Annotated in this window: 12 protein-coding genes; 5 read left to right on the top strand and 7 right to left on the bottom strand. The window is 71.6% G+C overall.

Annotated elements, in window-relative coordinates; all coding sequences use genetic code 11:
• Window positions 1–18: 18 nt before the first annotated feature.
• A complete protein-coding gene (locus tag ACIBK3_RS33335) occupies window positions 19–1,248 on the bottom strand; it encodes an exo-beta-N-acetylmuramidase NamZ domain-containing protein (RefSeq protein WP_399371178.1) in 1,230 nt (409 codons plus the stop codon).
• Window positions 1,249–1,512: 264 nt separating this feature from the next.
• On the opposite strand from ACIBK3_RS33335, the gene ACIBK3_RS33330 reads away from it, so the two are divergent.
• From ACIBK3_RS33330 to ACIBK3_RS33320, 3 genes are read left to right on the top strand one after another with little or no spacing between them, the layout of a single operon-like run.
• Window positions 1,513–2,286 (top strand): SDR family oxidoreductase, encoded by a 774-nt coding sequence (locus ACIBK3_RS33330; RefSeq protein WP_399371177.1) that lies wholly within the window; start codon window positions 1,513–1,515, stop codon window positions 2,284–2,286.
• Window positions 2,283–3,944: a class I adenylate-forming enzyme family protein gene (locus tag ACIBK3_RS33325; RefSeq protein WP_399371175.1), complete on the top strand. Its 1,662-nt coding sequence runs from the start codon at window positions 2,283–2,285 to the stop codon at window positions 3,942–3,944. The genes ACIBK3_RS33330 and ACIBK3_RS33325 overlap by 4 nt, the downstream gene beginning before the upstream one ends.
• A 41-nt stretch (window positions 3,945–3,985) precedes the next feature.
• Window positions 3,986–4,579, top strand: a complete 594-nt coding sequence (locus ACIBK3_RS33320; RefSeq protein WP_399371174.1) for a TetR/AcrR family transcriptional regulator — start codon at window positions 3,986–3,988, stop codon at window positions 4,577–4,579.
• 62 nt (window positions 4,580–4,641) lie between these two features.
• Here ACIBK3_RS33320 and ACIBK3_RS33315 read toward each other — a convergent pair whose 3' ends face one another.
• The 6 genes from ACIBK3_RS33315 to ACIBK3_RS33290 form a co-directional block, all read right to left on the bottom strand.
• Window positions 4,642–5,874 (bottom strand): acyl-CoA dehydrogenase family protein, encoded by a 1,233-nt coding sequence (locus tag ACIBK3_RS33315; protein ID WP_399371172.1) that lies wholly within the window; start codon window positions 5,872–5,874, stop codon window positions 4,642–4,644.
• Window positions 5,875–5,880: 6 nt separating this feature from the next.
• Entirely contained in the window at window positions 5,881–6,912 is a 1,032-nt protein-coding gene (locus tag ACIBK3_RS33310) for a phosphotransferase family protein (protein ID WP_399371171.1), read from the bottom strand.
• Between the two features lie 234 nt (window positions 6,913–7,146).
• The gene (locus ACIBK3_RS33305) at window positions 7,147–7,473 is read right to left on the bottom strand and encodes a DUF202 domain-containing protein (RefSeq protein ID WP_399371170.1); all 327 of its coding nucleotides are present in this window, start codon (window positions 7,471–7,473) and stop codon (window positions 7,147–7,149) included.
• Window positions 7,470–7,862 carry a YidH family protein gene (locus ACIBK3_RS33300; protein ID WP_399371169.1) on the bottom strand — a complete coding sequence of 131 codons (393 nt, stop codon included), beginning with the start codon at window positions 7,860–7,862 and terminating at the stop codon, window positions 7,470–7,472. Before ACIBK3_RS33300 ends, ACIBK3_RS33305 begins: the two co-directional genes overlap by 4 nt.
• A 72-nt stretch (window positions 7,863–7,934) precedes the next feature.
• Entirely contained in the window at window positions 7,935–8,459 is a 525-nt protein-coding gene (locus ACIBK3_RS33295; protein WP_399371168.1) for an NUDIX hydrolase, read from the bottom strand.
• 60 nt (window positions 8,460–8,519) lie between these two features.
• Window positions 8,520–9,413 carry a DMT family transporter gene (locus ACIBK3_RS33290; protein ID WP_399371167.1) on the bottom strand — a complete coding sequence of 298 codons (894 nt, stop codon included), beginning with the start codon at window positions 9,411–9,413 and terminating at the stop codon, window positions 8,520–8,522.
• A 680-nt stretch (window positions 9,414–10,093) separates the two neighbouring features.
• Between ACIBK3_RS33290 and ACIBK3_RS33285 the strand changes: the two genes are divergently transcribed.
• Together ACIBK3_RS33285 and ACIBK3_RS33280 are read left to right on the top strand one after the other, a co-directional pair.
• Window positions 10,094–11,032, top strand: coding sequence for a hypothetical protein (locus ACIBK3_RS33285; RefSeq protein WP_399371166.1), 939 nt, complete (start codon window positions 10,094–10,096; stop codon window positions 11,030–11,032).
• Window positions 11,033–11,156: 124 nt separating this feature from the next.
• Window positions 11,157–12,653, top strand: coding sequence for an APC family permease (locus tag ACIBK3_RS33280; RefSeq protein ID WP_399371355.1), 1,497 nt, complete (start codon window positions 11,157–11,159; stop codon window positions 12,651–12,653).
• The last annotated feature ends 265 nt before the right edge of the window (window positions 12,654–12,918 follow it).

The following is a 12,918-nucleotide window of genomic DNA, read 5'->3' as shown; positions in this document are numbered from 1 at the left end:
TGACCCACACCCGACCGCTCACCGGTACACGAGGTACTCCTCGCGCACCCGCCGGAACGCCGCCAGCTCCCGCTCCCAGGCCGCCACCACCTCGTCGGTGTCCGCGCCCGCGTCGATCATCGTGCGCACCAGCGTGGAACCGGTCAGCTTGTCGATCCAGTTGTCCGGGCGCCAGGCGAAGCCGTTCCACACCTTCTTCGCGGTCACCACGAGCGCGATCCCGGTGCGTACGGGGTCGTAGGCGTCCCGGTCGTGCACATGGATCTGCACGCCCCCGATGGTCTTCCCCTGGAACTTGGAGAAGGTGGGCGCGAAGTACGCCTCCCTGAAGTACACACCGGGCAGGGCGAGTCGGTTCACCGCGTCGGCCCAGCGCCCGTCGACTCCCTCCGCGCCGAGCAGTTCGAAGGGCCGGGTCGTCCCGCGCCCCTCCGACAGGTTCGTCCCCTCGAAGAGGCACGTCCCGGAGTAGACGAGGGCGGTGTCGGGCGTCGGCATGTTCGGGCTCGGCGGCACCCAGGGCAGCCCCCAGGCGTCGTACCACTGCGACCTCCGCCACCCGGTCATCAGTACGGTGTCCAGCTCGACCGGCGTGCTCAGGAACTCCCCGTTGAACAGCCGCGCCAGCTCCGCGACGGTCATCCCGTGCGCCTGGGAGACCGGCTGCCGTCCGACGAAGGTCGCGAACTCCCTGTGCAGCACCGGCCCGAGAGCCGCCCGGCCGGTCACGGGATTGGGGCGGTCCAGGACGACGAACCGTTTGCCCGCGAGCCGCGCCGCCTCCATGCAGTCGTACAGCGTCCAGATGTACGTGTAGAAGCGCGCGCCCACGTCCTGGATGTCGAAGACGACGGTGTCCACGCCGGCGGCGGTGAAGATGCCGGCAAGCGCCTGACCGCTCTTCAGGTACGTGTCGTACACCGGCAGGCCGGTCGCGGGGTCGTCGTAACGGCCCTCGGAACCGCCGGCCTGCGCGGTGCCCCGAAAGCCGTGTTCGGGGCCGAAGACGGCCCTCAGGTTCACGCGGGTGTCCGCGTGCATGACGTCGACGATGTGGCGGACGTCCCGGGTGACGCCGGTGGGGTTGGTGACGATTCCGACGCGTTGACCGGAGAGCTGGGCGTAGTCGTGTGCGGCGAGGTTCTCGAAGCCGGTTCGCCTGCGGCGGGCCGCGGGGGCGGGGGGCGCCGCGGTGAAGGACGCGGCTGTCGCGGTTGCCGCCAGCAGGGTTCGTCTGGGCAGGTGCATGTGACCTCCTTGGACGTCGGGCGTCGGCACGGGCACCGTATGCGCTACCGCGGGTAGCGGGGAGTTGGCGGGCCCGATGTGGCCGGGCGCGCCCACGATGGGGGTCCCCCCGCTCGAGCGAAGCCGAGAGTGGGGGAGGAGCCGCATATCGATACAGCCCCGCGCTCCTTCGGGGCGCTTCAGTGACCCTTCCCTGTCACATACCGACCGGTTAGTCTGGCCACACGGGGGCAGAGCCGAATCGCGTCGCGTCGAAGGAGACCGATGGTGGGAGCCGTGCAGGGTGCGGGAGTGGTCGTCACCGGAGCGGGGGGTGGGATCGGGGCCGCGCTGGCCCGTCGGTTCGCTGCCGAGGGGGCCCGGGTCGTCGTGAGCGACCTGGACGCCGGCCGGGCGAAGGCCGTCGCCGAGGAGATCGGCCAGATCGCCGTCGCGGGGGACGCCTCGGCGATCGTCGCCGAGGCGCGGGAGGCGCTCGGCGGGACCGTGGACGTGTACTGCGCCAACGCGGGCGTCGCCTTCGAGGCGGGAGAGCCCGGGCGGCCGCTCGACGAGCAGCCCTGGGCGTCGTCCTGGGACGTGAACGTGATGGCCCACGTCCGCGCGGCCCACGAGCTGCTGCCGGGGTGGCTGGAGCGCGGCAGTGGCCGGTTCGTCTCCACCGTCTCCGCCGCCGGACTGCTGACCATGATCGGCGCCGCGCCCTACGCCGTCACCAAACACGGGGCCTACGCCTTCGCCGAGTGGCTGTCGCTGACGTACCGGCACCGTGGTCTGAAGGTGCACGCGATCTGTCCGCAGGGCGTGCGCACCGACATGCTGGCCGCCACCGGGAGCGCGGGCGACCTGGTCCTGCAGCCGACCGCGATCGAGCCGGACGACGTGGCGGACGCCCTGTTCAAGGGCATCGAGGAGGACCGGTTCCTGATCCTGCCGCATCCCGAGGTCGCCGGGTACTACCAGGCAAGGGCCGCCGATCCCGACCGCTGGCTGACGAACATGAACCACCTCCAGCAGAAGTGGGAGGCGACCCGGTGACCGGCTCCCTGTACGCCGCCAAGCCCTGGATCTCCCTGCTCAACGACGCCCAGCGCGCCCCGGTCGACCCCGCCGACTCCCTCGTGCACGCCCTGCGCCGGGCCGTCGCCGAGACCCCGGACCGCACCTTCCTCGCCTACTTCGACGGCCGTCTGACCTACCGCGAGGTCGACGAGCTCAGCGACTCCGTCGCCGGGCACCTCGCCGCCCGTGGACTGGAGCGCGGCGACCGGGTGGCGGTGCTGCTGCAGAACTCCCCGCACTTCGCGCTCGCGGTGCTCGGCGCCTGGAAGGCGGGCGCGACCGTCGTACCCGTCAACCCGATGTACAAGTCGGGGGAGGTCGGCCATGTGCTGCACGACGGCGAGGTGGCCGCGCTGATCTGCGCCGACCGGGCCTGGGAGTCGTATCTGCGCGACGCGGCCGCGGACTCGCCGGTGCGGATCGTGCTCACCGGCTGCGAGCTCGACTTCCAGACACGCGGGGACGCGCGGGTGCTGACCTTCGAGCGGCTGCCGCAGGCCGCGGACGCCGATGACCTGACGGCCGTCGCCCGGGCCGGTCACAAGGCGCCCGGCGACCGTGACCCCGCGCCGTCCGACATCGCGCTGATCAGCTACACGTCGGGCACCAGCGGCACCCCCAAGGGCGCCACCAACACGCACGGCAACATCATGTACAACGCCGAGCGGCAGCGCACCGGGCTGGCCCTGCCCGAGGCGCCCGTCTATTTCGCGATGGCACCGCTGTTCCACATCACCGGGATGGTCTGCCAGTTCGGGGCGTGTCTGAACAGCGCCGGCACGCTCGTCCTGGCGTACCGCTTCGAGGCCGGGGTCGTGCTCGACGCGTTCGCCGAGCACCGGCCGCTCTACACGGTCGGCCCGTCCACCGCGTTCATGGCGCTGGCCGCCCACCCCGACGTCACCCCGGACCACTTCTCCTCCTTCGTCAACATCTCCTCGGGAGGCGCCCCGCTGCCGCCCGCCCTGGTGGAGAAGTTCCGGGCCGGCTTCGGGCCGTACATCCGCAACGGGTACGGGCTCACCGAGTGCAGCGCTCCCTGCGCCTCCGTGCCGCCCACCCGTGAGGCGCCGGTCGACCCGGTCTCCGGGACGCTCGCCGTGGGCGTGCCCGGGCCCGACACGGTCGTCCGGATCGTCGACGAGCAGGGCGCCGAGGTGCCCTTCGGGGAGCAGGGCGAGATCCTCGTCCGCGGGCCGCAGGTCGTGCCCGGGTACTGGCGGCGCCCGGACGCCACCGCCGAGACCTTCCCGGACGGCGAACTGCGCACCGGGGACATCGGCTTCATGGACCCGCAGGGCTGGCTGTACGTCGTCGACCGCAAGAAGGACATGATCAACGCGTCCGGGTTCAAGGTGTGGCCGCGCGAGGTCGAGGACGTGCTGTACACGCACCCGGCGGTGCGCGAGGCGGCCGTCGTCGGGGTGCCCGACGGGTACCGCGGCGAGACCGTCAAGGCGTACATCAGCCTGCGTCCGGGTGCCGAGACCGACCCCGGTGAGCTGGCCGCGTACTGCAAGGAGAGACTGGCCGCCTACAAATACCCGCGGCAGGTGGAGATCCTGCCCGACTTGCCGAAGACGGCCAGTGGGAAGATCCTCCGGCGGGAACTGCGTTCTCGCCCGAACGGCTAGACAAAGCACCAGCGGAAACACTCGGAAGGCAGGTGGCGGCAGTGCCCAGGACGACGGACGGTGACGGAACCCCCGTGCCGCAGCGGCTCCTCGCCGCCGCCACCCGGCTCTTCGCGGAGCAGGGCTACGACCGCACCTCGGTGCAGGAGATCGTCGAGGCGGCCGGCGTCACCAAGGGAGCGCTGTACCACTACTTCGGCTCCAAGGACGACCTCCTGCACGAGGTGTACGCGCGTGTGCTGCGCGTTCAGCAGGAGAGACTCGACGCCTTCGCGGACGCCGACGAACCGATCGAGAAGCGGCTGCGGGGCGCGGCGGCAGATGTCGTCGTCACCACCATCGACAACCTCGACGACGCGTCGATCTTCTTCCGCTCGATGCACCACCTGAGCCCGGAGAAGAACAAGCAGGTGCGCGCCGAGCGCCGGCGCTACCACGAACGCTTCCGTGCCCTGATCGAGGAAGGCCAGCAGGCGGGCGTCTTCTCCAAGGCGACCCCCGCCGACCTGGTGGTCGACTACCACTTCGGCTCCGTCCACCACCTGTCCACCTGGTACCGCCCCGACGGCCCCCTCGGCCCGCAGGAGGTCGCCGACCACCTGGCCGACCTGCTGCTGCGGGCACTGCGGCCGTGAGGACCCCTGAGAGACGTGGGTGAGGGGCGGTCGCCGATGAGCGACCGCCCCTCACCCAGGTCTCACACGTACTTCTTCAACTCCCGCCGCGCCAGCGACCGCTGGTGCACCTCGTCCGGGCCGTCGGCGATCATCAGGGTTCGGGCGCCGGCGTACAGCTCGGCGAGCGGGAAGTCCTGGCTGACACCGCCCGCGCCGTGCAGCTGGATCGCCCGGTCGATGATGTCGACGACCGCGCGAGGCGTGGCGATCTTGATGGACTGGATCTCCGCGTGCGCGCCCCGGTTGCCGACCGTGTCCATCAGCCAGGCCGTCTTCAGCACCAGCAGCCGCAACTGCTCGACCGTCACGCGCGCGTCGGCGATCCAGTTGTGGACCACGCCCTGCTGGGCCAGCGTCTTGCCGAAGGCTTCGCGGGAGACGGCCCGCCTGCACATCAGCTCGATCGCCCGCTCGGCCATGCCGATCAGCCGCATGCAGTGGTGGATACGGCCGGGGCCCAGGCGGGCCTGGGCGATGGCGAAGCCGCCGCCCTCCTCGCCGATCAGGTTCGTCACCGGCACGCGCGCCTGGTCGAAGATCACCTCGGCGTGGCCGCCGTGGTAGTGGTCCTCGTAGCCGAACACCTTCATCGCCCGCTTGACGGTGACACCCGGGGTGTCGCGGGGAACGAGCACCATGGACTGCTGACGGCGGATGTCGTCCCCGTCCGGATCCGTCTTGCCCATCACGATGAAGATCTTGCAGTCCGGGTTCATCGCCCCGGAGATGTACCACTTGCGTCCGGTGATGACGTACTCGTCGGTGCCGTCGGCGCCGTTGGTGGATCGCTCGATGCGCGTGGTGATGTTCGTGGCGTCCGACGAGGCCACCTCCGGCTCGGTCATCGCGAACGCCGAGCGGATCTCACCCGCCAGCAGCGGCTCGAGCCACTGCTTCTTCTGCTGCTCGTCGCCGAACTGCGCGAGCACCTCCATGTTGCCGGTGTCGGGTGCGGCGCAGTTCGTCACCGTGGGCGCCAACTGCGGGGAGCGGCCGGTGATCTCGGCGAGCGGCGCGTACTGGAGGTTGGTGAGGCCGGCGCCGTACTCGGCGTCCGGGAGGAAGAGGTTCCACAGGCCCTGCCCGCGTGCCTCGGCCTTCAACTCCTCCACCACGGCCGGGGTGTCCCACGGCGAGGCGAGCGCGGCACGCTGCTCCTCCGCGACGGCCTCGGCGGGGTAGACGTACTCGTCCATGAAGGCGAGCAGCTTGGCGCGCAGTTCCTCGGTGCGCGCGTCGAACGCGAAGTCCATGTCCGGTCAGCCTTCCTGAAGGGTGGTCAGGCCGTGCTCGATGAAGACCGGGACCAGGTCGCCGATGCGGTCGAAGCCGCGGCCGACCGTCTGGCCCAGGGTGTAGCGGTAGTGGATGCCCTCCAGGATCACGGCGAGCTTGAACCAGGCGAACGCCGTGTACCAGGACACCGCGGACACGTCACGCCCCGAGCGCGCGGCGTACCGCTCGATCAGCTCGGCCGGCGACGGGTGGCCGGCGGCCTCCGCGGTCGTCGACACCGGGGAGTCGGGCATGCCCAGCGGCATGCTGTACATCACCAGCAGGCCCAGGTCGGTCAGCGGATCGCCGAGCGTCGACATCTCCCAGTCCAGGATCGCGCTGATCCGGTCGTCGTTGCCGATCAGGACATTGTCGAGCCGGTAGTCGCCGTGCACGACGGCGGGTGCGGGGGACTGGGGCAGCCGCCGGCCGAGCGCCGCGTGCAACTCGTCGACGCCGGCCAGCTCGCGGTTGCGGGAGGCGTCCAGCTGTTTGCCCCAGCGCCGCAGCTGCCGGTCCAGGAAACCCTCGGGCCGGCCGAAATCCGCCAGACCGACCTCGGCCGGATCCACCGCGTGCAGCTCGACCAGCGTGTCGACCAGGGCGAGGACCGCGTCCCGGGTGCGCTCGGGACCGAGCGGTGCCAGCTGTTCGGCGGTGCGGTACGGGGTGCCCTCGACGAACTCCATGACGTAGAACGGCGACCCGAGCACCGCCCCGTTCTCGGGGTTCTCGCACAGCAGCACCGGACGCGGCACCGGCACGTTCGTCGGGTGCAGCGCGCTGATCACGCGGTGCTCGCGCTTCATGTCGTGCGCGGTGGCCAGCACATGGCCGAGCGGGGGCCGTCGTACGACCCACTTCGCGCTGCCGTCGGAGACCGCGTACGTGAGGTTCGACCGTCCGCCCTCGATCAACCGGCCGGTCAGCGGGCCGTGCACCAGACCGGGCCGCTCACGGTCGAGCAGGGCGCGCAGCCGGTCGAGATCGAGTCCTGGCGGGTGGTCGGGGCTCATCAATGCTCCTACAGGCGGTTGAACACGACCCCATACATGATGCCGACCGGTCGGTATGTCGTCCAGTGGGGGAGGCGAACGTGATCGGGGCCACCCTGGCCGCCGTGCGGCATCCCGGACAGTTGCCAGGCCGCCACCTGCCGACGCCGGAAGGAGAAGCGCCTTGCAGACGGGAGCCGGAGCCGGACAACCGTTTGGAACCAGAGCCGGACAACCGTTTGGAATTCGAACCGCCTAGAAGACGAGCGCCGCCGCGCAGACGGCCAGCGCCACCGTCAGCAGCGCTCCCGCCGTCGCGTGCCGGGGTGCCAGTGCCGGTGGGCTGCTCGTCGCCGACAGGTCGCGGATACGGCGGTGGGCGACCAGCAGGAAGCCCAGCCACAGGGCGCCGCACAGGGCGCAGACGGTCACGGCGGTCGCCGACGCCCCGCCGTGCAGCGTGGTCTTCATGGCGAGCAGGGCCGCCACCGTGCTCGACAGGGTCGTACGGCGCCAGGCGAGCCGGGTCCGCTCGGGTTGCAGTCCAGGGTCCCGGTCCGGGGCCGCCGCCGCGCCGGTCACCCTTCCCACCCGACGAGCACGACGACGACCATGGCGACAGCCACGACCGCGACCGCGACGCCCAGCAGTGCCGGGAACCGGGACGCCGGCAGGTCCTCGCCCCGGCGCATGGCCCGTTCGCAGCGGATCCAGTGGTTGACCGCCCGCAGCGAGCACAGCACGCCTGCCGCGAGCAGCGCGAGCGCGAGGCCGACCCGCCAGCCCCAGCGCAGGTCCGGCAGGAACTGGTCCACGGCGAAGCCGCCGCCGATCAGTGCGAGCGCGGTGCGCAGCCAGGCGAGGAAGGTGCGCTCGTTCGCCAGCGAGAAGCGGTAGTCGGGGGTGCCGCCCTCCTGCCTGAGCTCCTGGGGGGCGAACCACAGTCGGACGTTCCGTGCGAATTCGATCACGTCGAGGACCCTATCCGGCACGCCGAGGAGCCTGTCCGGCCGCCTTCACCCGGCCGCCTGTCCGGCTCGTTCTCACGCGCCGGACAGGCCGGACCGGTACGCCTTCAGCCGCTCGTACGCCGCCAGCCCGTCCGGTACCCACTGCCACTCCCGCAGGCGGAGCTCCACCTCGTCCTCGGACAGGAAGTCGTGCCAGGCGACCTCCTCGGTCTGCGGGCTGACCGGGAGCTCGCAGCGGACTTGGTACACCGCCGACCACCAGGTCCGGCCGGCGCCGTCGTCATAGAGGAACTTGAAGAGGTACTCGGGGCGGGGCAGGCCCGTGACGCCCAGTTCCTCCTCGGCCTCGCGCAGGGCCGCGTCGTCGTAGGACTCGCCCGCGCCGACGACTCCGCCGACGAACATGTCGTACAGGGAGGGAAAGACCAGCTTGCCCGGCGTGCGGCGGTGGACGAACAGCCGGCCCTCGGCGTCCCTGGCCTCGATGAAGACACAGCGGTGGCGCAGGCCGCGCGCGTACGCCTCGCCGCGCGGGGACTGCCCGGTGACCTGGTCGTTCTCGTCGACGATGTCGAGGATCTCGTCAGCAGCGCTCATGACCCCATCCAAGCAGGGGCCGCGTCCGGGCAGCACGCACGGGCCGGGGGGAGCCGTCCGTCAGTACGGCTGCAGGTCCCGGGCCGGCTCGGTCTCCGTCGCGCCGGACGGCATCGCCGGATGCAGGCCCAGCAGCACGATGCCGGCCACGACCGCCGCGAGTCCCGCCGCCTCCCAGGCCAGCGCGCCCGTGTCGGTGCGCAGCCGGTCGCCGAGGAAGCCGACACCGCAGACGATCCCGGCCAGCGGCTGGGCGGCGGTCAGCGCGGGCAACGACATCCGCAGCGGCGCGGTCTCGAACGCGCTCTGCACCAGGACCAGGCCGGTCACGCCGAGGGCCAGTACGGCGTACGGCTGCCAGCCGGTCAGCACCTCGACCAGTCCGCCCTCGGAGAACCGCTGGCCGCTGACCCGGGTCAGCGCGTCCTGCACGCCGTAGAGCATTCCGGCGGCCAGCGCCAGCAGCAACGGGGCGGCGCTCAGCCGGGAGCGCTTGGCGTACGTCGTCAGCAGCAGGGCGAGGCCGATCATCACGCCGATGATCAGCCAGTGGCGCAGCGGATCGGTGACCGCGTTGCCGCCGCGCGGCTCGCCCGCCAGGATGAACGCGGTCACCCCGCCCGCGAGCAGCAGGAGCCCCGCCCAGCCCTGGCGGCCCAGCGGCTGCTTGCTCTGCTTGCGGGACAGGGCGAGGGCGAACAGCAGGTTCGTCGCGAGGAGCGGTTCCACCAGGGAGATCTCGCCCTGGCCCAGCGCGATCGCGCCGAGGACCATGCCGGCCACCATCAGCGCGATGCCGCCGAGCCAGCGCGGCACCTTCATCAGGTCCAGCAGCAGCCGGGGTGAGAGGAAGTCGCTGAGCGGTGCCTGCCGGGCCGCGTTCTGCTGGAGCACGAACCCGAAGCCCAGACAGCAGGCCGCGCTCACGGCGAGAACAAGAACCAGTACAGACACGCTGCGTACCTCGATCATCCGGCCGGGTCACGGGATGCGTAGGGGGCTGACTGTAGCGGCCCAGGGCCCGGCTTGCCCCTGGGAGTACCCGGATTCGGGCGCTTGACTCGGTCACGCCACCCGGGTCGGTCAGGGGCGGGCGGTACGACCTACTTGCCATGGTGCGATGCCGGGCCGGGCGGCGCCATGGCGTACGCCACAGCGGGACCCGCGAATCGGACGTTCACATTCCGCTGCGCCTGACAAGTCCCCTGTGAATCAGGACAGTTGAAGCGTGTAACATCCCGGCGGCCCTTGACGGAAAGTATTAGCTGCGGGTTGGCTGTGCGTGATCAGCTGCTGGCAAGCCGAAGCGTCCGGACCGGACGGCCGGCCGGCGCGTCGTCTCCCTGCCGACGGCGAGCCGCGTCGCGTGAGGAAGTTCCCGCGGTGTCCCCACCCCCGTCACCCCTCGGCCTCGAGGCGTGCCCATCGCAGTCCGCGCGGGCCGCGCGGTACGCACCCGCCCCGGTGCCCGCGACCCCGGTGTCCACCGTCCGGGTGCCCGCGACCCCGGCGCCCGACATCGCCGTCCCCGCCGCCGTACGGCCGCACGTACCCACAGGTTCGAACGCGCTCCCGCCCGGGCGCCCCCTGCCCCCTCTCGTGTGCGCTCACAGGCGCCGATCCTCGGAGCCGAAGTGATCCGGAAGCCAGGCCGCAGACGCGCCGCCGCCCACGCGCTCGACGCCGCCCTCGACGACGCAGAACTCGCCTCCGCACGGGCCGCCTTGACACAAGGGCGCTGGCAGGCCGCCCGTACGCTGCTCGCCCACACCGGCGACGACTGGGACCTGAGGGGTCACCGGATCACGGTGCTCGCCCTGGAGCCCTACTGCGCCGCCTGGGCGAACGACTGGCTGCTCGCCGAGCCCGATTCCGCCGACGCCGCCGTCCTGCTCGCCCTCGCCCAGGTCCGGCGGGCCCTGCGCGGCAAGGAGAAGCCGGTCCGGGCCCGCGAGGCCTGCCGGTCCGCCGCCGCGCTCGCACCCTCCGATCCCACCCCCTGGCTCGGCCTGCTCATGCTGGAGCACACGGTGGGCGCCGATGAGGAGGTCGTCCACCTGTTCGGCGAGGTCCGCGCCCGGCACTCCGACCACCACCACGCCCACCACCTGATGGTCGCCCGCCTCGCGGAGCGCCGCGTGGACGCCGGCCCGGACCCGTTGCACGAGGTCTACGACTTCGCCAACTGGGCCGCCGAGCAGGCCCCCGCCGACTCCCCGCTCGCGATCCTCCCGGTCGTCGCGCACGCGGAGCGCTACCGCGTCCTCGCCACCGCCGGACACGCACCACCGGACCCGGCGGCCTCCGGCCACTGGACCGGCCGCCGGGCCCGGCAGGTGATGAAGGCCGCGTTCGACTGGTGGCTGGAATGGGAGCACGAGGGCCACCCCCGCCGCCTCGTGGACCTCAACTTCCTCGCCCACGCCAAGGTCTGCGAGGGCCGGGGCGCCGAGGCGGCCGCCCTGTTCCACCGCATCGGCGAGCACCCCACCCCGGCCCCCTGGTCCTACCCGGACCGCGACCCGTACTCCGCCTTCCGCGCCGCCCGCGACACCGCGCTCGGCACGGCCTGACCCCATCCCCGTAACCCAGAACTCCCCGAAAAGGACGGTCCCCGTGACAACGGACAGAACGGACAGTTCGAGCACCACCGGATCCACCGGATCCACCGGTTCAACCGGATCCACCGCCGACGGCATCAGTACTTTCAAGGGCCAGGAGCGGGCCCTGCGTGCCGACCGCCTCGGCACCGGCGGCCTGCTGCTCTCCGTCCTGGCGGCCACCGCCCCCCTCATGGTCGTCGCTGGTGTCATGCCCACCACATTCGCGGTGATGGGCATCGTCGGCCAGCCGCTCCTGTTCGTCCTCCTCGGCGTGGTTCTCGTGCTGTTCGGGGTCGGGTACGCGGAGATGAGCCGCCATGTGCACAACGCGGGCGCCTTCTACGCGTACATCTCCCGCGGCCTCGGCGGCACCGCCGGCGCGAGTGCCGCGCTGGTCGCCCTCGTCGCCTACAACGCCCTCCAGGTCGGCATCTACGGCGTCTTCGGCTTCGAGGTCTCCGGACTGTTCGCCACCTACGCCGATCTCGAGATCGCCTGGTGGATACCGGCCCTGGTGGCCGCGCTGGTCGTCGGTGCGCTGGGCTGGCTGAAGATCGACGTCAACGCGAAGGTGCTCGGCGTTCTGCTGGTCGTCGAGGTGGCCCTGGTGGTCATCTTCGACATCGCGGCCGTCGCCGACCCGGGCAAGGAGGGCCTGTCCCTGCACGCCTTCAACCCCGACACTCTGACCGGCGCCGGAGTCGGCACCGCGCTGTGCTTCTGCATCGCCGCCTTCCTCGGCTTCGAGCAGGCGCCCGTGTACGCCGAGGAGACAAGCCGCCCGCACATCCTGGTGCCGCGGGTGATGTTCCTCGCGGTCAGCGGGGTCGCCGTCTTCTTCGCGCTCAGCAGTTGGGCCCTCACCGTCGCCGCCGGACCCTCCGCGATCGTCGGCGAGTCACAGAAGCAGAGCGCCGGGCTGCTGTTCTCCCTCACCGAGTCCCGGCTCGGCGGCACCTTCACCGACGTCCTGCACGTCCTCTTCGTGACGGGCATGTTCGCCGCCCTGCTCAGCTTCCACAACGTCGTCGCCCGGTACGCCTTCGCCATGGGCCGCGAGGGTCTGCTGCCCGCCGCCTTCGGCCGTACGACAGGCGCCAGCGGCGCCCCCGGCACGGGCTCGCTGCTGCAGACCGCCGTCTCCGTGGTCATCGTGATCGCCTTCGCGGTCGCCGACGACAAACCGGCCGGCGACCCGACCGAACCCGTCCTGCACCTGTTCACCTGGTTCGGCAACATCGGCGCTCTCGGCGTGATCCTGCTGATGGCGGCGGCCTCCTTCTCGGTCGTCGTGTTCTTCGTCCGGCGCGGGGCCGCGGGCGCCCAGGCAGGACGGCTGCTGACCTCCGCCGTCGCGGGTGTCGCCCTGCTGGTGATCGCCGGCTACACCGTCAAGGACTTCGACGTCCTGGTGGGCGCCGGTCCCGGCTCCGCGCTGAGCTGGGTGCTGCCCGGCACCATCGGGCTCGCCCTGGTGCTCGGCCTGGTGCAGGGCGCGGTCCTGCGGGCCCGCCGACCCGAGGCGCACGCCCGGATCGGACTCGGCAACGAGGCGTTCCAGCTGGAGAAGGCGGCGGAGCAGACGTCGTAACCGGGTGAAATCCGGCTGGGATCGGCTGGGATCCGCTGGGATCCGGCCGGGATCCGGGTGAGAAGTGGTTACGGAACTCTGACGAGCACCCGCGATCCCTGGTCCGGCAGGGGTCGCGGATGCTCGAATGAACAGGTGAACCCCGAACAGCCCGAGGAACGCGGCCCGCTCCACCCCGACGAGCGGCGTGAGCACGACGGCGGGCAGCGCAAGCACCCCGGTGAGCCGCACCAGCGCCGCGGCGGACCGCGCGCGCAAGGCCTCG

Origin of the sequence: Streptomyces sp. NPDC050287 (genome assembly GCF_044459385.1) — a bacterium.
GTDB lineage: Bacteria > Actinomycetota > Actinomycetes > Streptomycetales > Streptomycetaceae > Streptomyces.
Note: the sequence above shows the minus strand (reverse complement) of the source record. Positions and strands in the feature narration are given on the sequence as shown.

Bases quoted from the DNA above. Each gene is read 5' to 3' on its own strand.
- ACIBK3_RS33335 (WP_399371178.1), bottom strand. From the start codon at position 1,248: ATGCACCTGCCCAGACGAACCCTGCTGGCGGCAACCGCGACAGCCGCG.
- ACIBK3_RS33330 (WP_399371177.1), top strand. From the start codon at position 1,513: ATGGTGGGAGCCGTGCAGGGTGCGGGAGTGGTCGTCACCGGAGCGGGG.
- ACIBK3_RS33315 (WP_399371172.1), bottom strand. From the start codon at position 5,874: ATGGACTTCGCGTTCGACGCGCGCACCGAGGAACTGCGCGCCAAGCTG.
- ACIBK3_RS33310 (WP_399371171.1), bottom strand. From the start codon at position 6,912: ATGAGCCCCGACCACCCGCCAGGACTCGATCTCGACCGGCTGCGCGCC.
- ACIBK3_RS33295 (WP_399371168.1), bottom strand. From the start codon at position 8,459: ATGAGCGCTGCTGACGAGATCCTCGACATCGTCGACGAGAACGACCAG.